This is a genomic window from Streptomyces chisholmiae (assembly GCF_031845445.1).
GTDB classification, from domain to species: domain Bacteria; phylum Actinomycetota; class Actinomycetes; order Streptomycetales; family Streptomycetaceae; genus Streptomyces; species Streptomyces chisholmiae.
In genome coordinates this window covers 51,298-73,224 of record NZ_JAVREO010000026.1, presented here as the reverse complement: position 1 = coordinate 73,224, position 21,927 = coordinate 51,298, and the positions used below count along the sequence as shown (strand labels likewise).

20 protein-coding genes and 1 pseudogene are annotated in these 21,927 nt (G+C 74.5%); 13 read left to right on the top strand and 8 right to left on the bottom strand.

Going from position 1 to position 21,927, the window contains the following annotated elements:
* Positions 1 to 160: 160 nt before the first annotated feature.
* Positions 161 to 1,360, top strand: a complete 1,200-nt coding sequence (locus RM844_RS29445; protein WP_311670468.1) for a sensor histidine kinase — start codon at positions 161 to 163, stop codon at positions 1,358 to 1,360.
* The gene (locus RM844_RS29440; protein WP_311670467.1) at positions 1,348 to 2,076 is read left to right on the top strand and encodes a response regulator transcription factor; all 729 of its coding nucleotides are present in this window, start codon (positions 1,348 to 1,350) and stop codon (positions 2,074 to 2,076) included. Before RM844_RS29445 ends, RM844_RS29440 begins: the two co-directional genes overlap by 13 nt.
* On the opposite strand, the gene RM844_RS29435 is transcribed toward RM844_RS29440, so the two are convergent.
* Both RM844_RS29435 and RM844_RS29430 read right to left on the bottom strand, forming a co-directional pair.
* The gene (locus RM844_RS29435; RefSeq protein ID WP_394814626.1) at positions 2,049 to 3,110 is read right to left on the bottom strand and encodes an amidohydrolase family protein; all 1,062 of its coding nucleotides are present in this window, start codon (positions 3,108 to 3,110) and stop codon (positions 2,049 to 2,051) included. The genes RM844_RS29440 and RM844_RS29435 overlap by 28 nt on opposite strands.
* A 202-nt stretch (positions 3,111 to 3,312) precedes the next feature.
* Positions 3,313 to 4,623 carry a glutamine synthetase family protein gene (locus tag RM844_RS29430; RefSeq protein WP_311670466.1) on the bottom strand — a complete coding sequence of 437 codons (1,311 nt, stop codon included), beginning with the start codon at positions 4,621 to 4,623 and terminating at the stop codon, positions 3,313 to 3,315.
* A 197-nt stretch (positions 4,624 to 4,820) separates the two neighbouring features.
* Here RM844_RS29430 and RM844_RS29425 point away from each other — a divergent pair.
* The 4 genes and pseudogenes from RM844_RS29425 to RM844_RS29410 form a co-directional block, all read left to right on the top strand.
* Positions 4,821 to 5,330, top strand: a pseudogene (locus RM844_RS29425) (AAA family ATPase); the annotation flags it as partial.
* A 30-nt stretch (positions 5,331 to 5,360) separates the two neighbouring features.
* Positions 5,361 to 5,927, top strand: a complete 567-nt coding sequence (locus RM844_RS29420; RefSeq protein ID WP_311670476.1) for a GrpB family protein — start codon at positions 5,361 to 5,363, stop codon at positions 5,925 to 5,927.
* A 317-nt stretch (positions 5,928 to 6,244) separates the two neighbouring features.
* Complete coding sequence (locus tag RM844_RS29415; protein WP_311670465.1) at positions 6,245 to 6,883, top strand: DUF6226 family protein; 639 nt, start codon at positions 6,245 to 6,247, stop codon at positions 6,881 to 6,883.
* 844 nt (positions 6,884 to 7,727) lie between these two features.
* Complete coding sequence (locus RM844_RS29410) at positions 7,728 to 8,945, top strand: IS110 family RNA-guided transposase (protein WP_311670464.1); 1,218 nt, start codon at positions 7,728 to 7,730, stop codon at positions 8,943 to 8,945.
* A gap of 105 nt (positions 8,946 to 9,050) precedes the next feature.
* Here RM844_RS29410 and RM844_RS29405 read toward each other — a convergent pair whose 3' ends face one another.
* The 3 genes from RM844_RS29405 to RM844_RS29395 form a co-directional block, all read right to left on the bottom strand.
* Positions 9,051 to 9,719 (bottom strand): pyridoxine/pyridoxamine 5'-phosphate oxidase, encoded by a 669-nt coding sequence (locus RM844_RS29405; RefSeq protein WP_311670463.1) that lies wholly within the window; start codon positions 9,717 to 9,719, stop codon positions 9,051 to 9,053.
* A gap of 105 nt (positions 9,720 to 9,824) precedes the next feature.
* Complete coding sequence (locus RM844_RS29400) at positions 9,825 to 11,804, bottom strand: heparinase II/III family protein (RefSeq protein ID WP_311670462.1); 1,980 nt, start codon at positions 11,802 to 11,804, stop codon at positions 9,825 to 9,827.
* Between the two features lie 695 nt (positions 11,805 to 12,499).
* Complete coding sequence (locus RM844_RS29395; RefSeq protein WP_311670461.1) at positions 12,500 to 13,396, bottom strand: NAD(P)-dependent oxidoreductase; 897 nt, start codon at positions 13,394 to 13,396, stop codon at positions 12,500 to 12,502.
* 182 nt (positions 13,397 to 13,578) lie between these two features.
* On the opposite strand from RM844_RS29395, the gene RM844_RS29390 reads away from it, so the two are divergent.
* The gene (locus RM844_RS29390; RefSeq protein WP_311670460.1) at positions 13,579 to 13,935 is read left to right on the top strand and encodes a winged helix-turn-helix transcriptional regulator; all 357 of its coding nucleotides are present in this window, start codon (positions 13,579 to 13,581) and stop codon (positions 13,933 to 13,935) included.
* A 143-nt stretch (positions 13,936 to 14,078) separates the two neighbouring features.
* Here RM844_RS29390 and RM844_RS29385 read toward each other — a convergent pair whose 3' ends face one another.
* From RM844_RS29385 to RM844_RS29375, 3 genes are all read right to left on the bottom strand, one after another.
* Positions 14,079 to 14,729 carry an MFS transporter gene (locus RM844_RS29385; RefSeq protein ID WP_311670459.1) on the bottom strand — a complete coding sequence of 217 codons (651 nt, stop codon included), beginning with the start codon at positions 14,727 to 14,729 and terminating at the stop codon, positions 14,079 to 14,081.
* A 327-nt stretch (positions 14,730 to 15,056) separates the two neighbouring features.
* Complete coding sequence (locus tag RM844_RS29380) at positions 15,057 to 16,496, bottom strand: MFS transporter (protein WP_311670458.1); 1,440 nt, start codon at positions 16,494 to 16,496, stop codon at positions 15,057 to 15,059.
* Positions 16,493 to 16,981, bottom strand: a complete 489-nt coding sequence (locus RM844_RS29375) for a MarR family winged helix-turn-helix transcriptional regulator (RefSeq protein WP_311670457.1) — start codon at positions 16,979 to 16,981, stop codon at positions 16,493 to 16,495. Before RM844_RS29375 ends, RM844_RS29380 begins: the two co-directional genes overlap by 4 nt.
* Before the next feature lie 361 nt (positions 16,982 to 17,342).
* On the opposite strand from RM844_RS29375, the gene RM844_RS29370 reads away from it, so the two are divergent.
* From RM844_RS29370 to RM844_RS29345, 6 genes are all read left to right on the top strand, one after another.
* Positions 17,343 to 18,293 carry an alpha/beta hydrolase gene (locus RM844_RS29370; RefSeq protein WP_311670456.1) on the top strand — a complete coding sequence of 317 codons (951 nt, stop codon included), beginning with the start codon at positions 17,343 to 17,345 and terminating at the stop codon, positions 18,291 to 18,293.
* A 271-nt stretch (positions 18,294 to 18,564) separates the two neighbouring features.
* Positions 18,565 to 18,927, top strand: coding sequence for a helix-turn-helix domain-containing protein (locus RM844_RS29365; protein WP_311670455.1), 363 nt, complete (start codon positions 18,565 to 18,567; stop codon positions 18,925 to 18,927).
* Positions 18,928 to 18,947: 20 nt separating this feature from the next.
* Entirely contained in the window at positions 18,948 to 19,562 is a 615-nt protein-coding gene (locus RM844_RS29360; protein ID WP_311670454.1) for a hypothetical protein, read from the top strand.
* A 153-nt stretch (positions 19,563 to 19,715) separates the two neighbouring features.
* Complete coding sequence (locus tag RM844_RS29355) at positions 19,716 to 20,057, top strand: DUF2516 family protein (protein WP_394814625.1); 342 nt, start codon at positions 19,716 to 19,718, stop codon at positions 20,055 to 20,057.
* Between the two features lie 92 nt (positions 20,058 to 20,149).
* The gene (locus tag RM844_RS29350; RefSeq protein ID WP_311670452.1) at positions 20,150 to 20,770 is read left to right on the top strand and encodes a DUF47 domain-containing protein; all 621 of its coding nucleotides are present in this window, start codon (positions 20,150 to 20,152) and stop codon (positions 20,768 to 20,770) included.
* 7 nt (positions 20,771 to 20,777) lie between these two features.
* Positions 20,778 to 21,776: an inorganic phosphate transporter gene (locus RM844_RS29345; protein ID WP_311670451.1), complete on the top strand. Its 999-nt coding sequence runs from the start codon at positions 20,778 to 20,780 to the stop codon at positions 21,774 to 21,776.
* The last annotated feature ends 151 nt before the right edge of the window (positions 21,777 to 21,927 follow it).

Sequence of the window (21,927 nt, the reverse complement as noted above, 5' to 3'; positions counted from 1 at the left end):
CCACGTTAAGTAACCGACCGGGGGTCGGTCGCTACCGTGAGCTACCAAAGGAAAGGTACAGCTGGCTGTAGTGCCATCGGCACACCCGGTGCCTAGGGTTCATCACGTGGTGCCCCCTCACACCGATGACCCACTCCGATAACGACCCCGATGACGACTGATGACGACTGATGACGACAGCGGGAAGGAGAAGCAAGTGCGTGGCCTGCACGACCTGTTCGGCGCGGCCCGTTCGGCGATGCCCAGGGTGTTGCGCGGCGGGCGTTACCTGCTCGGCACCCTGGTGGCCGCGCTGGTGACACTCGCCGCGGCGCCCGCGCTGTGCGTTCCCGCGCTGGCCCAGTCCTGGGCGGAGCGGCACCGGAGGCACGCCGGGGCCTTGTTGGGCCAGCGGGTGCGGCCGCGGCCGCGCACCGTCCGCCGCAACCTCGGCTGGCTCGGGGTGCAGGTGGTCGCCGGTCTGCCGGCCGGCGCCGTCGCCCTGCTCTGCCTGGGCAGCCTGCTGGCCACTCCCGTCGTCGCGGTGACGTGGTGGGCCTTCCCCTCGGCGCCGTGGCTGCCCGTGTTCAGCGTTCCGCTCACCAGCTGGGGCGCCGCGCTGTCGCTCGGCCTGCTGAATCTCGTGCTTCTCGCCGCACTGGCCGCCCTCCTCCTCCCGCCCCTGGCCAGGGCCCACGCCCGGTGCTGCCTCGCGGTCCTGGCCCCGTCGCCGGCCGACCGGCTGGGGGCACGTGTCACCGAGCTCACCCGGACCCGCACGGATGTCCTCCAGGCACACAGCGCGGAACTCCGCCGCATCGAGCGCGACCTGCACGACGGCACCCAGGCCCGGCTCGTGGCCATCGCGATGCGGCTGGCCGTGGCCGGCGAGCGCTTCCCCGAGGACCCGGACGCGGCGGCCGTCCTGGTCCGCCAGGCACACGCCGAGACCGAGGACGCGATGACCGAACTGCGTTCCGTCATCCGCACCATGTACCCCCCGGTGCTGGCCGACCAGGGATTGCCCGGCGCGCTCAGCACCCTGGCCACCAGGGCCGGGGTGCCGACCCGAATCGATGTCGGTCCGCTCGGCGAGATACCCGCGGCCGTCGAGGCGGTCGCCTACTTCGCCGTCACCGAGGCGCTGGCGAACACCGCGCGACACGGCCGCGCCACCCGTGCCACGGTCCGCGTCGCCCGCGACGGCCCGTTGCTCCGCGCGGAGATATCCGACGACGGGGTCGGCGGAGCGGACCCGACCAGGGGCACGGGCCTGGACGGGATGCGTCGCCGCGCCGCCGCCCTGGACGGCACCCTGGCGATCAGCAGTCCGCCGGGCGGGCCGACCACCGTCGCCGTGGAGCTGCCGTGCGCGTGGTGATCGCCGAGGACAACGTCCTGCTGTCGTCCGGACTTGAGCTGCTGCTCAACTCGCAGGGCTTCGAGGTCGTCGCCATCGCCGCCGACGCCCCCGCGTTCCTCGCCGCCGTCGAGGAGCACCGTCCTGACGTCACCATCGTGGACGTGCGACTGCCCCCGTCCTTCCGCGACGAGGGCGTCCGGGCCGCGGTCCGGGCCCGGCGCGACCGGCCGGGCCTGCCCGTCCTGGTCCTGTCCCAGTACGTGGAGCAGGAGTACGCGAGCCGCCTCCTCGCCGACGCCCGGGGCGGCATCGGTTATCTCCTCAAGGACCGGGTGAGCCGGATCGGGGAGTTCACCGACGCGCTGCGCCGGGTGGCCGCCGGTGGCACCGCCATGGACCCGGAGGTCATCGCCCAACTGCTGGCGCGCGGCGACCCCGTAGACGCGCTGACCGCCCGCGAACGTGAGGTCCTCGCGCTGATGGCCGAGGGCCACGACAACGCGACCATCGCCCGCCGGCTCGTCGTCACCGAGAACGCCGTCCACAAGCACATCGGCGGTGTCTTCCTCAAGCTCGGCCTGTCGGCGGGCGACAGCGGCCACCGCCGGGTCCTGGCCGTGCTGGCCTACCTCCGCCGCCACGGCGACGCCGCGCCCGCGCCGACGGGTGCCGGGCCCGGCCCCGACCGGTGCCGCCCCGGGGCGGGTCAGGAGGGGGCGGCCGGCAGCCGGTAGAGGCGGTGGGCGTTCCCCGCCCCGATCGCTGCGGTCGCCCGCCGGGCGTCGGCCGCCGGCCAGGTGGCTCCGGTGAGTACCTCCGACAGCGCCCAGCGGAACTGCCGCGCACCGACCAGGTACAGCTCCGGCAGGCCGTAGGCATCCGTGGAGAAGAGCACCTTGCTGAACGGCGCCAGTTCCAACGTCTCGGCCAGCACCACCGGCGCCCGGCCGCCGACCTGGCTCAGGGTGAGCCCGAGGTCCGCGTACACCTGGGGGTAGACCGAGGCCAGGTAGCCGGCCTGCCGGTGGAACGGGTAGCAGTGCAGCAGTACCAGCGGGCAGCCGGTCGGCGCCGCCGCCCGGACGAAGTCGGTGAACAGCGCCGGGTCGGCGTTGTGCAGCCGCAGGTCGCTGTCGCCGATGCCGGTGTGCAGTTGCAGGGGCAGCCCGGTGTCCACGGCCGACCACAGCAGGTGCCGCAGCAGCGCCTCGTTGCCCAGCCGGCCGCCGGGGCGGCGGGTGCGCAGCCAGCGCTCGGCCGCCGTCCACAGCTCGGCCCGGCTCGGTGGTTCCGGGGCGAGGTGCAGACCATGCCGGTACGCGGCCACCGACTTGAAGGCCACCGAACGGGCCCGGGCGGCGTCGATCGCGGCGGCCAGCTCGGCGAGGAAGGCGTCGGTGTCCCGGCCGGCGCGGTCGGCCACCGCCTCGGCCAGCGACTCCAGCCGGGTGACGACGTGGGTCGTCGCCTCGGCGGCGCTCCCCAACTCGGCGGGCGTGAGCAGTTCGCCGGGCAGTGGCCCGTCGTCCACCAGCAGGGTGCCGATGCCGGCGGCGCGCAGCAGGCGGCGGGTCACCTCCGCCGCCCCCAACGCCCGCCGGGCTTCCAGGTACTCCTCGGCCGACGCGTACGCCGGCAGCCCGAGCGCCGGCGGGCACCAGCGGCGCACGGCCAGGCCCAGCGCGCTGTCGAAGTGGCTGGTGCCGGCGGCCGCCGGAGCGTTCGACTCGGTCAGCCAGCCGGCGAACGCGGCCAGCTCGGTGGGCACTTGGCGCAGCACACCGTGGCAGTGCTGGTCGACCAGCGGCGGCAGCCCGGCTTCCGGGCCGACGTCGATACCGAGATGGTCCGCCGCTGGGTGGGCCGGTGCGGGATGGCCGGGTGCGGGATAGCCGGGTGCGGGGCGGTTCGGGCCGGCGGGGTGGTTCGGGCTGGCGGGGCGCCGCTGCTCCGAGAGGGGCGGCCCCGGTTCAGTAGCGGTCACGGATCGCCCCCACCAGTTCCTCGGGTGCCAGCGCGGTGAACAGGTCGCTCTCGGCCTGCCGCACCGCCAACACCGCGCCCAGCAGCTCCTCCCCCATCGCCTCCCGCAGCACCGCCGACTCGGCGAGCCGGCGCACCGCCTCCGGCAGCGCCTCGGGCAGCCGCCGCTGCCCCGGCTGGTGGGCCGGGTCGCCGGTGACCGGCACCGGCAGGGTCAGTCCCTCGCGCAGCCCGGCCAGCCCGGCGGCCAACACGGCGCCCACCACGAGGTAGGGGTTGGCCGCCCCGTCGAAGCACTTGACCTCGGCGTTGGCGCCGCCGAGGTCGTCCGGGGAGCCGGTGACGAAGCGCAGCGCGGCCTCCCGGTTCTCCAGCCCCCAGCAGTGGTAGGCGCCGGCCCACTGGGACGGCCGCAGCCGCAGGTAGCTGGCGGGCGACGGCGCGCCCAGCGCCAGCAGCGCGGGCAGCTCCCGGTGGACTCCGGCCAGGAACGCCTCGCAGTCGGCGGTCATGCCGAACGGGCCGTCGCCGCCCCGGCAGAGGTTCTTGCCGTCCCGCCACAGGCTCAGGTGCAGGTGTCGGCCGTTGCCCAGCCCACCGAGGTGGGGCACGGGCGCGAACGAGACCGGCAGCCGGTGCCGGGCCGAGACCGCCCGGATGGTCTCCCGGACCAGGACCGCCTGGTCGGCGGCGGCCACCGGGCTGGCCGGTGCCACCGACACCTCGAACTGGCCGACGGCGTACTCCGGGTGGAGTTGGAGCGGCGCCATGCCCTGCGCGTCGAGGGCGGCCAGCACCTCCCGCAGGTAGTCCGAGTGTTCCACCAGCCGGGCCATGCCGTAGGCGGGGCCGCGTCCGGTGGTGCCGTCCCCGACCACCCACTCGGTCTCGAAACCCATCAGGAGGTCCAGCTCGAACTCCTCGGCGGCGCGGGCGACCTGCCGGCCGGCGAAGCCGCGCTGACAGCCGGGGTAAGGGGCCCGGCTGGCCTGGTACCGGTCCACCGGGGCCCAGGCCCAGCCGGGTTGGCCGGCCAGCACCGTCAGCCGGTCCAGGTCGGGCACCAGTCGCAGGTCGCCGTCGGGCCCGCCGGTGTGCGGGCTCTCCGTCATCGAGTCGTCGACCAGGTAGACGTCGAAGACGGGTGACATGCCGACCCCGTTGTGGACGACCTCCTTCAGCCGCGCCGTCGGCACCGTCTTGACGCGGGTGATCCCGGCGTTGTCGACCCAGGTCAGGGCGATGCCTCCGACCCCGGACGAGGCGAGCCTGGCCATCGCCTGCTGAGTGTGGTCCATGCCGGCACACCCTGCCGCCGCCCGCCATACCACCGCAAGCAGAGCATCACCCGACCGAGTGGCCCCGGTGCCCGTATGTCGGAAAGTTTCCCCCAAACTGCCGTCCACCTCGCCAAACCGCAGCCAGCCTCGCCCACTTCGGATCGTTCTGTTCCGAGCCGGTGCGCGGGCCGTCGTCCGCCGATAACCTCGGCGGGATGATCATCTGGTTGAACGGCGCCTTCGGCGCGGGAAAGACGACCACGGCGCGGGCTCTGGTGGAGCGGCTGCCCGAGGCGCGGCTCTTCGACTCGGAGACCGTGGGCCTGATGCTCAGGCACGTCCTCGACTGGCAGCAGGTCACCGACTTCCAGCAGTGGCCGCCGTGGCGGCAGCTGGTGGTGGACACCGCGCGCCGGCTGCTCGACCACACCGGTGGCACCCTGGTCATCCCGCAGACGGTGCTGGTCGAGGAGTACTGGCGGGAGCTGCGCGCGGGCTTCGCCGAGGCCGGCCTCCCGGTGCGCCCGTTCCTGCTGCACACCGACGCGGAGACGCTGACCGGGCGGATCCGGACGGACGTGGACCCGGCCAGTGCCACCGCCGCCACCTGGCGGCTGGAGCATGTGGCGCCCTACCAGGAGGCGTTGCCCTGGTTGCGGACGGAGTTCGAGGTGGTGGACACCACGACGCCGTCGCCGGCCGAGGTCGCGGACCTGTTGCTGGCGACGCTCGGCCGGAGCGGCGCCGGCGTGGCCATGAGCGACGCGGAGATCGAGGCGGCGACGGTCGGCGCCCCGCGCCAACTCAACGGCCCCGTCCGGCTGGTGCCCTACGACCCGGCGTGGCCCGGGGTGTTCGCCGCCGAGGCGGCGGGCATCCACCGTCGGCTGGCCGGGCTGGCGCACCGGCTGGAGCACACCGGCTCCACCTCGGTGCCGGGGCTGACCGCCAAGCCGATCATCGACATGCTGCTGGTGGTGCCGGAGTCGGCCGACGAGGCGTCCTACGTGCCGGCGTTGGAGCCGCTCGGGTACCGGGTCGTGATCCGCGAGCCGGACTGGCACGAGCACCGGGTGCTCCGGAAAACGGACCCGGCGCCCGGCGTGGACGGCGTCAACCTCCATGTGCTGTCTGCTGGTTCGCCGGAGATCCGGCGGGTGCTCGGCTTCCGTGACCGGCTCCGCGCGCATGACGCGGAGCGCGATCTGTACGCGGAGACCAAGCGGGCGCTCGCCGGGCGGAGCTGGAAGTACGTGCAGAACTACGCGGACGCCAAGTCCGAGGTGGTCGAGGCGATCCTGGCCCGCGCCCTGGGCGACTGACCCGGCCGTCCGAGGCGGTGGCGGGGCGCCGCGCCGCGCCCTGCCGGGGGTGCGGCGGCGCCGGGCGGCCGGTCAGCGGAGGACGGTACAGGCGGCGGCGCTGAAGAGCAGGGCGGCGATGATGGTGCCGCAGCCGAGGAAGAGGAGCAGGCGGGCGAGGAGCATGGCGGGGTCAACTGTTCGCTTGTCAAAGGTGGTTCGTCGACCCAGAGCCCGTCCGGCTGGTGCCGGGTCACGGGCTCGGGGTGCCTTCGGAGTGGCCGGGTAGAGACTAGCGGGCGCCGGCCGGCGCCCGCGCGGAAACGTGGGGACGCGGTATGGGCGCGTATGTACGGCCGTGGCTCCCGCAGCGGGAGTTCCGGGGGCCGGACGGTACGGTGATCGACTTCGGGGACCGGTGGGACCCGGAGTCCGGCCCGCCGGAGTCCGCCTACTCAGTCGACTCCTTCCCCGAGCGGTTCGGCGTGCTGCACACCGTGGCCCAGGCGCTGGTCGCGCACGGTGCGGCCGAGTACGAGGCGCGGGTCGAGCGGGCGACGCCCGGGCGCATCGTGCTGACGCCGGCGGCGGCGGACGCGGCGCCGCTGACCGTGCTCCTGGAGCCGTATCCGTCGGTGACCCTGCGGGCCGGGATGCTCGCCGCCGAGGCGTTTCCCAGCTGTGGGTGCGACGCCTGCGACGAGTCGGCCGACGCGTTGGTGGAAGCACTGGAGTGGACCTTTCTCGGGGTGCTGGCGGGTCGGTTGTCGGAACAGGTGGGCACGCGGTGGTGCGGCTTCACCTGGTGGGACGCGGATGGCCGGGAGCGGTCGAGCCAGCAGCGGCGGACCAGCGAACTGGACCCGCAGCGGCGGACGTTGGCCGAGCGGCGGCTGGCCACCCTGCCCGGGGGCCGCTGGGCGCCGTGGCCGGCGCGCCGGCCTGCGGGGCGAGGGCGGGCGGGCCCGGCGGACTGAACCCGCGCCGCGCTCGCCGAACTGGTTGAACGGGCTGAACTGGTTGCGAGGCTGCACCGGGTGGACCGGCTGAACTGACGGAACGGGCTGGACTCGCCGGACCGCCGGGACGGCCGGCGCGCACGGAAACCGGGACGGGGACCCGCCGCGGGAGGGTGGCGGCCTCCCGCGGCGGGCGAACGGGCTGCGGCTAGCGGGCGTCGCGCCGGCGGACGCGGGCCGGACGGTCGGGTCGGAGAGAGGCGTGGTGGTCGTCATTCCCGCCCTGGGCGGCCGCCCTGGGCGAGGTCAGGCCGAGCTGGACCTGAGAAGTGGGGCGAACGCCGGGCAGGGTGCGGTGAACGGGGCGCCGGGGCCCCGGAGCTGCGGATATCCCACGGCAGACGGCCAAGGTGAAGGCTCCTTTCTGACACCTCCATAGGTATCACCGGGCACTGACAATTCCCGGCGCGCGAGCACCCGTTGACGACCCACCGGCGACCCACCGGCCGAGCCGCCCGCCGGGCCACCGAGCCACCCAGCCGCCCAGCCGCCCAGCCGCCCAGCACCGTCGGCCGACAGCCGGCCGACACCCCCGAGCCGCCCCCGTTATGTTCTTCGCGGTCCTGCAAGAGGGCCGCTGGCCTCCGGGCCCGGCATGACTGTGTCCCCCTGTCGAAGGCATGACCTGGGGGGGGTGTCACCGGGCCCGGGGTGCTCGTCGGAGACGCTGATCAGAGGTCCGGCCACCGTCCGGTCCGGCGCAACGCCGGACAGCTCGCGGGCGGCAGGTCTGCATAACGTGGATGCGCGAGCACGACACCCAAGCCGAGGCCGGCACCGTCAACACCCCGGGAAAGGCAGCATGTTCGAGATCGACAACGTCGGCGTGTTCCTGGGCCTGGACGTGGGCAAGTCCGCCCACCATGGCCACGGACTGACCTTCGCGGGCAAGAAGGTCTTCGACAAGCCGCTCCCCAACAGCGAACCCAAGCTGCGGGCAGTTTTCGACAAGCTGACCGCGAAGTTCGGCACCGTTCTGGTAATCGTGGACCAGCCCGCTTCCATCGGGGCCCTGCCACTGACGGTCGCCCGCGACGCGGGCTGCCGTGTCGCCTACCTGCCCGGCTTGGCAATGCGGCGGATCGCCGACCTCTACCCCGGCGAGGCCAAGACCGACGCCAAAGACGCCGCAGTGATCGCGGACGCGGCCCGCACTATGCCGCACACCCTGCGGTCCCTGGAGCTGACCGACGAGATCACCGCCGAACTCACGGTCCTCGTCGGCTTCGACCAGGACCTCGCCGCCGAGGCCACCCGCACGTCCAACCGGATACGCGGCCTCCTCACCCAGTTCCACCCGTCGCTGGAACGCGTCCTGGGCCCCCGTCTCGACCACCAGGCCGTCACCTGGCTCCTGGAACGCTACGGCTCCCCGGCCGCCCTGCGCAGGGCCGGTCGCCGCAGACTCGTGGAGCTGATCCGCCCGAAAGCCCCCCGCATGGCTCAGCGGTTGATCGACGACGTCTTCAACGCGCTCGACGAACAGACCGTCGTCGTCCCCGGCACGGGCACCCTCGACATCGTCGTGCCCTCCCTGGCCGCCTCGCTCGCCGCCGTCCACACCCAGCGCCGGGCCCTGGAAGCCCAGATCAACACCCTGCTGGAGGCCCACCCTCTTTCCCCGGTCCTGACCTCGATGCCCGGCATCGGCGTCAGGACCGCCGCCGTCCTGCTGGTCACCGTCGGCGACGGCACCAGCTTCCCCACCGCCGCCCACCTCGCCTCCTACGCCGGACTCGCTCCGACAACGAAATCGTCCGGCACCTCGATCCACGGCGAACACGCACCCCGAGGCGGGAACCGCCAACTCAAACGAGCGATGTTCCTGTCCGCCTTCGCCTGCATGAACGCCGACCCGGCCTCCCGCACCTACTACGACCGCCAGCGAGCCCGCGGCAAGACCCACACCCAAGCCCTCCTCCGACTCGCCCGCCAACGCACCAGCGTCCTGTTCGCCATGCTCCGCGACGGCACCTACTACGAGTCCCGCACGCCCACGGACGTCAACCTCGCCGCATGACCCCAGCAAGACCAAAACACCCCAAGCCCGACAAGGGCGCCTTGACGAAGGACATAGAGGCACCCCCCCGGGAGCCCCGCCAGCCGGCCGACCCCGGTCCGGGCCTCAGGGCCAGAGCAGGGACCGCGCCCAGCCGCCGTCCGTCGCCCGGGTGTAGCTCAGCCGGACATGCCGCCGGCCGGCGTCGCCCTGCCAGAACTCGACCTGGTGGGCGGCGAGCGTGTAGACCGTGTGGCCCGGTGGGTGGGCGTCCTGGTGGTTGCCCAGCTGCCGGCTGGCGCCCTCCGCCGCGAGATCCCAGTCGGTCAGCGCGGCCAGCGGGGTGGACTGCCGGCCGATCAGGCCGGCCACCCTGGACGCCGGGGAGCGGCCCCGGAAGTCGTCCAGCGAGACCTCCCTGGTGGCCTGGGTGACATCGCCCCTGACCCGGACCTGCCGGCCCTGGGCCGGCCAGTAGAAGGTGAGCGCGGCCGCCGGTTGCTGGGCCAGTTGGATGCCCTTGGGGCTGGCGGCGTCGGTGGCGAACACCCAGCCGGCCTCCACCGGTTCGACGTCCCGCAGGGCGACGATCCGGGCGTCCGGCCGGCCGTCGGCGCCGGCCGTGGCGAGCACGACGGCGCCGGGGTCCAGCACGCCGGCCGCGTTGGCCTCGGCCAGCCAGCTGGTGAACAGCGCGGTCGGCGCGGCCGGCGCCGCGTCCGGGTCGAACGGCGGCAGGGGCCGCGCCATCAGCGGCGCTTGGGCCAACAGGTCACGCACTTCGCTGGAGTCCATGGGGCGAACGTAACGGCCGCCGGCCCCCGGCCGGGGCCCGCGGCGCGCCGGCGGTCACCACCCGGCGCCGCGTCGAACCCGCGTCGCGCGGCACCGCGCCGGCGGTCACCACCCGGCGCCGCGCCGGCCGGCGGCCCCGGCCGGCTCGGCCGGCCCGTCGCCGCGCGGCGCGGGTTCGACGGCACGGAAGGCGAGCCGGGTGTGGCCGGCGACGGCGGGCACGGTGGCGACCAGCCGCAACCGGTGCAGCCGCCCGTCCCAGACGGCGGCCAGCTCGGGATCGGCCACCGCGCGTTCCTCGATCGCCAGGCAGAACAGGGCGGCGTCGTACCCCAGCAGCACCCGGTGGCCCGGCGCCCCGAGCAGCACGCTTCCCGGCGTCGGGCCGACCGCCACCGGGTGCGTGGTGACCAGGTGCAGCGCCAGGCCACCGGCCGGGGGCGTGGTCAACCGCCAGCGCTCCTCGACGGTGACCTCGGCCGGCCCGTCGGCACCGGCGCGGCGCAGCCGCAGGGTCCGCCGCCAGCTGGCCACCCCGGCCTCCGGCGGCCAGCCGGCCGCCAGGTCGAGGGACAGCTCGGCACTGCCGTCCGCCAGCACGGCGGCCACCCCGGCGGCCCGTGCCGCGCCGGCCGTCGGCGAGACGCCGTTGACCACCGGGAGGTTGTGCCAGGCCGCGCCGGTGGCCCACCGGTCGGGGCGTTCCCGGTGCCGGTTCCGTTCCCGTTCCCAGCCCCACCACCGGCCCCGTTCCGCCTCCCGGTGCCCTTGGGGGGTTCTCTCCCGGTGCCGGTGCGGGTCCAGGGGCGGTCCCGGTGCGTCGCCCAGGCCGGGCTCGACGACGACCGGCCGGCCCCGGTGGGCGAGGAAAAACGAGCCCGCCGCGTGCGGGTGTCGGGGTCCGGCGTGGCCGGCCGTGGCGGCCAGGAACAGGCCGTCCGGGCGGTCGCCGCGTTCCCGCGCCACCATGAGCCGGGTGTCCGGCAGCCAGTGCTGCCGGGGCAGCGCCGGGCCGGGGCCGGCGGCCGCCCCCGTCCACTCCGCGTCCAGCAGCGGGGTGACCAGCCGGGCCAGCGTGCCGCCGCCGGCGTCCGGCGTCTCGGCCGGCGGGACGGTGGCGGCCAGCGCGGCGACCTCGGGGGCGCCGACCCGGCGCCCGTAGCGGAACAGCAGGCCCGGCTCGACCGGCCCCAACCAGGGTGGGCCGGCGCCGAAGTTGACGTACCAGGGGCCGGCGATCCGGGCGGCGACCGGATAGCGCGCGAGCGCCGCCAGCCGGGGCAGCGCCAGGCCGGCGGGGTCGCCGGTGGCGTCGGCGAGGGTCTCCAGGGCCTCGAAGCCGGCGGCGGCCGAGCCCCACCAGGCGGCGATGCCGTCCGCGCCGCCGCCGTCCTCCGGCACGCCGGCCAGCCAGCGGTCCAGCACCCGCACCGCCCGGACCACGGCGGTCAGCAGCGTTTCGGCGTCCGCCGCCAACAGCAGGGCGGCGGGCAGCAGTTGTGCGGCGAGCCGGCCAGCGCAGGCGGTCTGCCCCGGCGGCTCGGGTGGCTGGCCCACGTCGCCGGCGCCGAACGGGGTGAGCACCCGGGAGCGCACCTCGGCGGTCAGCGTGGCGACCAGGTCGGCCGGCAGCTCGTCCCGCGCCAGCAGCCAGGTGTGGGCCAGCAGCGCGGCCGTCTCGGCGGCGTGCACATCCGGCGCGGCCCGCGCCGCCGGATCGTCCGGCTGGCCCGGCCGCTCCGGCGAACCGCGCCAGCTGGGCTCGGCGCAGATCAGCCGGACCAGCGCGGTCAGTTCCCCGGTGGCGGCGCCGGGGCCGAGCAGCAGGGTCCGGGTGACGGCGGCGATCAGCCGGGTGCGGCGGGCGGGTGGCTCGGGCTCCCGGTCGGCGTCCGACCCGTCGCCCGACGGGTCGGCGAGCGGGGCCGCGGCGCGGGCGAGGGCCTGGGCCCGGGCCGCCTCCGGCACCCGGCCCCAGGCCGCGCGGTCGGCGGCCGGCGGCAGCGGGCGCCAACGGCCGGGCGGCGGCAGGACCGTGGCGAGCCGCTCGCGCGGGTACAGGTCGGTGAGCCGGTGGTGCGGCACGTTGGGTCCCTCCGTGCGGGATGCGCGGGTCAGGTCGGATCGGTGCTCGGACGCTCAGGTGCTCAGGTGCTCAGGTGCTCAGGTGCTCAGGTGCTCAGGTGCTCGGACGCTCGGGTGCTCGGGTGCTCAGGTGCTCAGGTGCTCGGGTGCTCAGGTGCTCGGGGCGCGGGTGCTTCGGCGCTTCAGCGCTTCGGCGCGCGGCGTCGGGTGGTGGCGCCGGCGCGACCGTCCGGTGCCCCGGGCGGTCAGGTAAAGCGTGGCGCGTCACGCCGCGGGTAAACCGGCCGACCCCGGGTTTAGCCTGGCCACCGCGGAGTTCGGCCATCGGCGGCCCCCGCCGCGAAGGCTGCCAAATCGGGGCGGGCCGGGCCGACCGTCGGCGCACGGCGGTCGGCCCGGCCCGCGCGGCCAGCGCACCGGGCCGCGCCGACGCGGGCCGTCCCCCGCGCCCCCGACACGGCCCGGCGGGCCTCGGGCGCCGCGATGCCGCCGCCGGCTCGGGAACCGGGGCCCGACGAGGTCCCGGCGGCCGGGCGACGGGCTGCGGAGGAGCGAGCCGCCGGACGGTCCCGGTCTCCGTCACCCGGCCCACCGTGCGACCGACCGCCCGGCGCGACAACGGACCCCGGGGACCGGGGGACGCACGACGCCCCGGGGCGGGAACGCGCGTTCCCGCCCCGGGGCGAACGGGCCGGTCAGGCCCGGGGGTTGAGCAGCTCGGCGGTCCGGATGAAGCCGCCCTCGCCGTGGCCGAGTCCGATGACCCGGCGGGCCAGGCCCTCGGCCGCCCGCATCACGCCGGCGTCGATGCCGTGGCTCTCGGACGCCTCGATGACGTGGGCCATGGAGGAGGCCGCCGAGGTGAGCGGGTTGTCCTCGCCGGAGAAGGTGCCGTCGTCCAGGTCGCCGGCCAACGCCTCGAAGATCGGCGGCAGGATCGCCACGATGCCCTGGGCGAACGGGGCCAGCTCCCGGCCGGTGACGCCCTCGGCCCGCGCGACGGCCAGCGCGTGGGCGTAACCGGACATCGCCGACCAGAAGATGTCGAGCAGCGCCAGGTCGTGGGCTGCGGCCCGGCCGATCTCCGCGCCGAGGTAGGAGTGGCCGGGGCCGAGCGCGGTGAGCGTCGGCAGGTGCCGCCGGTACAGCTCCTCGGGGCCGCTGTGCAGGTAGACCGCGTCGGGGGTGCCGATGGTGGTGACCGGCGTCATGATCGCGCCGTCCAGGTAGTCCACGCCGTGCTCGGCGGCCCAGGCCGCCAACTGGCGGGCGCGGGCCGGGGTGTCCGCGCTCAGGTTCACCACCGTGCGCCCGGCCAGCGCCTCGGCCACCCCGGGGCCGGCCAACACGGCCTCCACGGCGGCGTTGTCCAGCACGCAGATCACCACCAGCTCGCTGGCGGTCACCGCCTCGGCCGCGGTGGCCGCGCCGTGCGCGCCCCGGGCGAGCAGCTCCCGGTCCCGGCCAGCGGTCCGGTTCCAGACCGTGGTCGGGTGGCCGGCCGCCAGGAAGGCCTCGGCGAGCGACCGCCCCATCGGACCGAGCCCCAGCACGGTCACGGGGGCCGTGACGGACGGGGTTGTTGACGTCATGACGGGTCTCTCCTTCATCCGGAGTCCGTGGACTCCGGGTAGTCCGAAATAGAACCGCCCGAGCGCGCGTAGGTACAGGGGAGCGCGCGGGGACAGCGGGCTGGCATGCCTGCCACACCGGCCGGTCGCGGCCAGCGGCAGACAACGACAGATGACAACAAGCAGCAACAAAAGGGGCATTGATGACGCGCAGCCGTGCCTATGACACCGAGGTGTGTGGCGTCACCGCCGCGATCAGCGTGATCGACGGCAAGTGGAAGACCGCGCTGCTCTGGCAGCTCGAATCCGGCCCGCACCGGCCCGGCGAACTACGCCGGCTGTTGCCGGGGCTCAGCGAGAAGGTCCTGACCAACGCCCTGCGCGAGATGGCGGACGACGGCCTGGTGCACCGCGAGGTCTACGACGAACTCCCGCTGCGGACCGAGTACTCCCTGACCCCGTTCGGCCGCGAGCTGTCCACGGCGCTGGCCCCGCTCTCCGACTGGGGACACCGCCGACTGGAGAAGCTCGTCGCGGCCGGGACGGTGCTGGCCCACTGAGCCGTCCGCCCCACCTCGACCACACCGCCCGCCCCTGGCGGCCGACCGCCCCGCCACCACCAGGTTCGCCGGCCGGGCGCCGACTGCCAAGTACCCACAAAAAAGTGGGTACTCGGCGACCGACCGGCGCCGAAACCGACCCGTCAACCGGCGCGCGTTCCCCGTGCGCGCCACCGCGCGCCACCGCGCCACCGCGTGCGCCCGCCAGGCCCGGCGCGTTCGGCGTGGCGCACCACCGGGCCGCACGCGGCACCGGCCGCCAGGAACAGGCCGCCGAGCACCAGCCAGCCCGGCGGCCCCCAGGAGATCAGCAGCAACGTCAGCAACGCCGGCCCCAGCATCCGGGCGAGCTGCGGCCCCACGGCGAACAGCCCCTGGTACTGGCCCTGCCGGTCCGGCCGGGCCAGCCCGAAGCCGATCTCCCAACTCCCCGCCCCGTGCAGCATCTCGCCGTACACCTGGACGCCGGCCGCCGACAGCAGGGCCAGCACGGTCAGTTCGGGCCCGGCCGCGAGGCCGGACAGCGCGTACCCGAGGCAGGCCAGGCAGAGCAGCCAACCGGCCCGCCGGGTGGCACGGGCGGCGGCGGCCAGGTCGGTCACCCGGCGGGCCACCCTGACCTGGCAGACCACCACGGCCAGCATGTTGCCGACCAGCACCACCGCCGCCATCGCCGCCGGCGCGTCCGTCCCGCGCACCACCCACAGCGGCAACCCGAAGCTGAGCACCGGCATGTTGAGGCACAGCACCGCGTTGAGCAGGGCGAGCAGTGCGTACGGGCGATCCCCGAGCACCGCGAGCCGGCGGCCGCCGCGCGGCGCGCTCGCCCGGCCGGTCGGCCGACGGCCCGGCTGGCCGCCGGAGCGGCGGACCGTCCACCGGCTGACGGTTGGCGGGTCACCGCTGCCGGCTCACCGCTGAACCGGCCGGAACGTCCGGCACAACCGGAACGCACGGAACGTCTGCCCCCGCAGGAGACCGGAACGTCCGACCCGACCGGACCACCGAATACCGGCACAACCGGAACTACCGGAACTACCGGAACGATCGGCACAACCGCCACAGCCAACACGCCTGGCGCGACCGACCGCCGGCCGGTCGTGCCGACGCCCGGCGCGCCGTCAGGCGTTCCCCGGGTCCGGCCCGACCGGTTCGGCGGCACCGACGTGCGGTTCGGGCATCGGCGGCACCGCGGCCCCGGCCGAGGGCACCGTGCCGGCCGGCGACTTCGCCCGCGCCGCCGCGCCGCCGCCGGCCGGAACCGACTCGTCGGCCTCGGCCGCCGCCGGTCCGGTCCCGCCGCCCGGCGCGGACGCCGCGGCCTCCGCCGGCTCCGGGGTGCGGTAGGCGCGGAGCGGGCCGTTGGTCGCCGCCACGGCCGCCACCGCCAGCGCGGCGGACAGGCCGCCGGTCACCAGGGCGACCGGCGCCGAGGTGACGGAGGCCAGCAACCCGCCCCGGAAGTTGCCCAGTTCGGGGCCGGCGACACCGATCACGTGTTCGACGGACGAGACCCGCCCGCGGAACGCGTCCGGCGTCTCCAGCTGGACCAGGGCGCCGCGGGTGACCACCGAGACGGTGTCCGCCGCACCCGCCACGGCCAGGCAGGCCAGGGCCAGCCACAGCGGCCCGGCCAGCCCGAAGCCGGCCAGCGCCAGCCCCCAGACGCCGGCCGCCGTCAGCTGCACCAGGCCGCCGCGGCGCCAGCGGGTCACCGTGCCGGAGAACAGTCCGGCGGTGATTCCACCGACCGCCACGGCGGAGAGGAAGAGGCCGAGGGTGCGCGGGTCGCCGTCGAAGCGCACCTCGTTGACCAGGGGGAAGAGGGCGATCGGCATGGCCAGCACGGTCGCCGACAGGTCGGTCGCCATCGACCCCCACAGCGTCGGGCGGCGCAGCACGACCCGCCAGCCGCCACGCTCCGGCCGCCGCCGGCCGCCCGGCCGCTCGGCGCCGCCCGGCGGCATCGCCGGCAGCCGGACCACCGCCAGCAGGGCGACCGCGACAGCGACGGCCTGCCCGGCGAAGGCCGCCGGAAGACCCCGGCCGGCGATGATCACGCCGGCCAGCGCCGGGCCGGCCAACATCGCCACCTGGAAGGCGAGGTTGTTGAGCGCGAGCCCGGCCGCGACCTGGTCGGCCGGCAGCAGCCGGACCGGGAAGGTGCGCCGGGCCGGCGCCCCGAGCGCGCCGCAGCCGGTCCCGACGGCGACCAGCGCGAGCAGCAGCGGCACGTTCCGGTTCTCGGCCAGCGCCTGACCGAACAGGCCGAGCGCGGCGAGCAGTTGCCCGGCGGTGGTGGCCCGCACCAGGGCCCGGCGGTCGACGGCGTCCGCCAGCGTGCCGCCGAGCAGCCCGAACAGCAGCATCGCCAGACCGGTGACCAGCCCGATGGTGCCGGTGGCGATCGGGCTGCCGGTCAGCTCCCAGACCTGGGCCAGCACCGCCACGGTGGCCAGCTGGCCGCCGAGCGCGGCGAGCGCGCCGCCGATCCACAGGTCCCGGAAGGCGTGGCCGCCGCGCAGCGGCCGGGTGTCGAGGAACCGGATCCGCGCGGTCATCGCGGCGGCTCGACCAGGTGGTCGGTGATGCGCTGCCGCATCGACCGGCGCTCCAGCGCGCGGCGCAGCTCCTCGACGACGGTGGACAGGGCGTACGGGATCTCGGCGTCCAGCTCGGCGACCGTGGCGTGGGTGGCCCGCCACTCGGCCTCCAGGAACGGGATCAGCGACCGGCCGCGCTCGGTCAGCTCGATCCGCCGGGTCCGGGCGTCCGGCCCCGGCTCGGAGCTGACCAGCCCCTCCCGGCGGAGGGCGGCCACGGTCTGGCTGATCGCCGAGTGCGAACGGTCGAGGGAAGCGGCCAGCTCACGGATGGTCAGTGGCCCGGTGTGGGCGAGCCGGATCAGTGGATAGGCGAACCTGGGCCGCACGCCCTCGATACCGCGGGCCAGGTAGACCTGCTCGATCTCGGCTTCCATCTCGGCCACCAGCTGGTGGAGCGGGCGCCAGGGGTCGGGCACCGCGGTGGGATCGGAAGATGTCACAGCGCTAATATAACAGCGCTGTGATAATTTCGGGCCCGTCCGGCGCCCCTGCCCGGGTACCGCCAACGCCGTTACCGAAGTACTGTGTTCGCATGTGTTATCAGTACGTCCGAGTGCGTCTCCGCACCGTCTGAGAGGCGCACGCGCCGCTGGCCGCTGAGGGCCCGGCGCTCGCCGGTTGACCGCTGTCGCCGCCCGGATCCCGGGCCGCCCGGCGCGCTTCCGCGCGCCCAGGCGCCGGCCCCTCTCCTCGACGCACCTCAGTCTCACCACTGACTCGGCGACGCGCCGTGCCATCCCGTGCCGGCAGCCGCCCGCGGGCCCGCCCGCGCGCCGCCTCGGACCACAGGACTCATCACACATGACCGCCACCCCTGACCACGCCACCCACCCGCGCCCGACCGACGGCGCGCGCCCCACGTTCGTGCTCGTGCACGGCTCCGGCTCCAGCTCGTTCATGTGGGCCACGATCCAGCGCGAGCTGGCGCTGCTCGGCCACCGCAGCTACGCCGTCGACCTGCCGGGACACGGCTTCGACGCGCAGTACCCCGTCGCCTACCAGGCCCCGCAGGACCTCGCCGCCTGGGCGGCCGAGGAGTCGACCCTGGCCGGGGTCACCCTGGCGGACAACGTCGCCCAGGTGACCGACGTCGTCCGCCGGCTGGCCGGCCACGGCCCGGTGGTACTGGTCGGCGCCAGCCTGGGCGGCACCACCATCACCGGAGTGGCCAACGAGGTCCCCGAGCTGGTGAGCCGGCTCGTCTACATCTCGGCCTGGTCCTGCGTGACCCACCCCAGCCCGGTGGCCTACATGGGGGAGCCCGAGTTCGCCGCCAGCCTGCTCCCCAGGCTGGCCGGACTGAACGTGGGCGACCCCGGCCAACTCGGCGTCGGCCGGGCCAACTACCGGACCGCGGACCGGGAGCTGCTGGCCGCCCTCAAGGCGGCGACGATGGCGGACGGCACCGACGAGCAGTTCCTCGCCTTCCTCAACATCCTGCAACCGGACGAGTCGCTCGCCGTCATGACGTCCGACGCGCGCGGCCACGTCGACACCTGGGGCACGGTCCCCCGGAGCTACGTCCGACTCACCGAGGACCTCTCCCTGCCGATCGCCATGCAGGACCGGCTGATCGCCGAGGCCGACGCCCTGACCCCGGACAACCCGTACGACGTGCACACCCTGACCACCAGCCACGCCGGCTTCGTACTCAGGCCGGCCGAGGTGGCCGCCCTCCTCGACCGCCTGCCGCGCGCCACCCCGGCGCACGGACCGGCCGAACCGACCGAAGCCCCCGCGTCCGCGCACTGACCGAACCGACCAGCTGACCAGCTGACCACGCCAACCGGCCGCCACGCGCGGCCGGTTGGCCCCGGCCGGCGTGCCGTTCGGGCCCGCTCGAACGGCACGCCGCGGCCTCACCACCAGCCGCGCGCCCCGCCGCCCTCACGCAGCACCCCGGTCACCAGCGGGGTCCACCTCGGAGCCGGCCGCACCGGGCAACCCCGGCGGGTGACGTCGAACACAGCCTGGAGCAAGCATGTCGCTTGCAATAGTTAGCACGCTGCGGCACGCTGGAGGCATGGCTTCACTCGGGGTGGGAGATCTGGGGGCGTTCCTGCGGGAGCAGCGGCGGCAGGCCAAGCTGTCGCTGCGACAGCTGGCCGACGCCGCCGGGGTGTCCAACCCCTACCTCAGCCAGATCGAGCGGGGGCTGCGCAGGCCGAGCGCGGAGATCCTGCAACAGATCGCCAAGGCGCTGCGGATCTCGGCCGAGACGCTGTACGTGCAGGCCGGCTTCCTGGACGAGCGGGTGGCGGACGAGGCCGCCCCGCCGCCGGTGGTCGGAGTGCGGGAGGCGGTGCTCGCCGACCCGGCCCTGTCCGAGCGGCAGAAGGAAGCGCTGCTCCAGATCTACGCCTCGTTCCGCGGCGAGCACGACTGACAAGCAACCGGAGGACCACCATGGCCATCACCGACGACCTGCGGAAGAGCCTGAGCGACTCCACTCCGCTCTATGTCGCGGCGGGCACCGCCGACCTGGCGGCGCAGAAGCTGCGCGAGCTGCCGGCCGCCCTGGAGCGGCTGCGCGCCGAGGCGCCCGAGCGGCTGCCGCAGCTGCGCGAGCGGGCCCAGCACGCGGCGCTGACCGGCGTCGGGCTGGCGCTGGAGTACGCGGTCAAGGCGCGGGAGACGTACGACGGGCTGGCCGAGCGCGGCAAGACCGTGGTCGAGCGGCGGCGCGGCGAGGAGCGGGCGGCGGAGGACGACTGGTCCGAGGTGCGGGTGGAGCGCGAGCCGGCCCCGGCTGCCGCCGAGCCGGTCACCGAGCCGGCCGTGGTGACCGAGGAGGCCGCGGCCGCCGAGGCCGCCGCCGCGCCGGCGACCCCGAAGACGGAGCCTGTGGCCGAGGCCGCGACCAAGCCCGAGCCCGTCGCCGGAACCACGACCACGACCGAGACCGCGACCGCGACCGAGCCGGCCGCCGAGGCCGCCGCCGAGCCGGCCAAGCCCAAGCGGGCCAACGGCAACCGCCGGACCGCCACCCGGGCGCCCAAGAAGATGCCGCCCAAGAACTGACCGCCCCGCCGGATCGGCCGAAGCGACGAGGCGTCAACAACGAGGTGTGAACGGCCGGGAACCCGGGCATTACCGGCCAGGGCTCCCGGCCGGTAGCGTGGAAGACGACACATCGGCAAAGAGACCGCAAACAGACACAGTGGGTGGCGGAGTATGTTTTACGAGACGTTTATGTCGCTGTGGTTCTACCTCTTCCTCGCGCTGCTGCTGATGAGCGGATACGCGCTGATCCACGCGGCGTTGCAGCGCGAGGACGCGTTCCGCGCGGCGGACAAGCAGACCAAGCCGTTCTGGCTGGTGATCCTCGGCGTCTCGGTGGCGGTGCAGCTGGCCATTCCGATGCTGCTGCTGGTGCTGGTGGGCACGGTCGCCACCATCGTCTACCTGGTGGACGTGCGCCCGGCGGTGCGCGCCGTCTCCGGCGGCGGGGGCGGCGGCCGTGGCGGCTGGAGCAGCAGCGACGGCCCGTACGGCCCGTACAACGGCAACCGCTGACCTGAAGCGGCCCCGCGGACAGGTTAGCCGTGGCTGGTTTCTGCCCTTAGCATCGACGGGACAACAGCCACTGAATGCCAGAGGAAACTTCCGTGCGCTTTCGCCTGACGCCGAGGGAGACCAGCTTCTACGAGCTGTTCGCCACCGCGGCCGACAATGTGCTCAGTGGCTCGAAACTACTGATGGAACTGCTGGGCGCCGACCGTGCTACGCGGGTGGAGATCAGCGAACGCATGCGGGCCGCCGAGCACGCCGGCGATGACGTGACGCACGCCATCTTCCACCAGCTGAACTCGTCGTTCGTCACCCCCTTCGACCGGGAGGACATCTACCGGCTGGCCTCGCTCCTCGACGACATCATGGACTTCATGGAGGAGGCCGTCGATCTGGTGGTCCTCTACGAGATCGACGAGCTGCCCAAGGGCGTGGCGAGCCAGATAGAGGTCCTCGGCCGGGCCGCCGAGCTGACCGCCGAGGCGATGCCCAGGCTGCGGACCATGCGGGACCTCAACGAGTACTGGATCGAGGTCAACCGGCTGGAGAACCAGGCGGACCAGGTGCACCGCAAGCTGCTCGCCCAGCTGTTCAACGGCGGCTTCGAGGCCATCGAGGTGATGAAGCTCAAGCAGATCGTGGACGTGCTGGAAGAGGCCGCCGACGCCTTCGAGTCGGTCGCCAACACGGTGGAGACCATCGTGGTCAAGGAGTCCTGAACCCGCCGTGGAGACCTTCGCCCTGGTCGTCGTCATCGGCGTCGCCCTCTTCTTCACCTACACCAACGGCTTCCACGACTCCGCCAACGCGATCGCCACCTCCATCTCCACCCGGGCGCTGACCCCGCGGGTGGCGCTGGGCATGGCGGCACTGATGAACATGGCCGGCGCGTTCCTCGGCTCCGGGGTGGCGAAGACCGTCAGTGAGGGGCTGATCGCGACCCCGACCGGCAAACAGGGCATGGTAATCCTTTTCTCCGCCCTGGTCGGGGCCATCGCCTGGAACCTGGTCTCCTGGCGCTACGGGCTGCCCTCGTCCTCCTCGCACGCGCTCTTCGGCGGCCTGGTCGGCGCCGCGCTGGCCGGCAGTTCCACGGTGCACTGGGACGGGGTGCTCACCAAGATCATCCTGCCGATGTTCCTCTCGCCGCTGATCGGCCTGGTGCTCGGCTACCTGGTGATGGTCGGCATCCTCTGGGCGTTCCGGCGGTCCAACCCGCACCGGGCGCAGCGCGGGTTCCGGATGGCGCAGACGGTGTCGGCGGCCGGGATGGCGTTGGGGCACGGCCTCCAGGACGCGCAGAAGACCATGGGCGTGGTGGTGATGGCGCTGGTGATCGCCGACGTCCAGGACGAGAGCGACGCCATCCCGATCTGGGTGAAGATCTCCTGCGCGGTGATGCTCTCGCTGGGCACCTACGCGGGTGGCTGGCGGATCATGCGGACGCTGGGCCGGCGGATCATCGAGCTGGACCCGCCGCGGGGCTTCGCGGCCGAGACGACCGCGGCCTCGGTGCTGTACACGGCCTCCTACTTCTTCCACGCGCCGATCTCCACCACCCACGTGATCACCTCGGCGATCATGGGCGTCGGGTCCACCCAGCGGCTGAGCGCGGTGCGCTGGGGGGTGGCGGGGAACATCGTGCGGGGCTGGTTCGTCACCATGCCGGCGGCCGGCGGGGTGGCCGCGCTCTGCTACCTGCTGGTCCACCTGGTGGTGGGCTGACCGCGGCCGGCCTCCGCCGATCACGGAACGCCACGGTCACCGACTGAGCACGATTCCCGCACAGAGTTCGCTCCTGCAATCGTGGTTCTGACCGCTTCCCTCTGTTGATGATCGGTTGGGGGGATGAATGACGTCCCCTGCCAACTTCTGT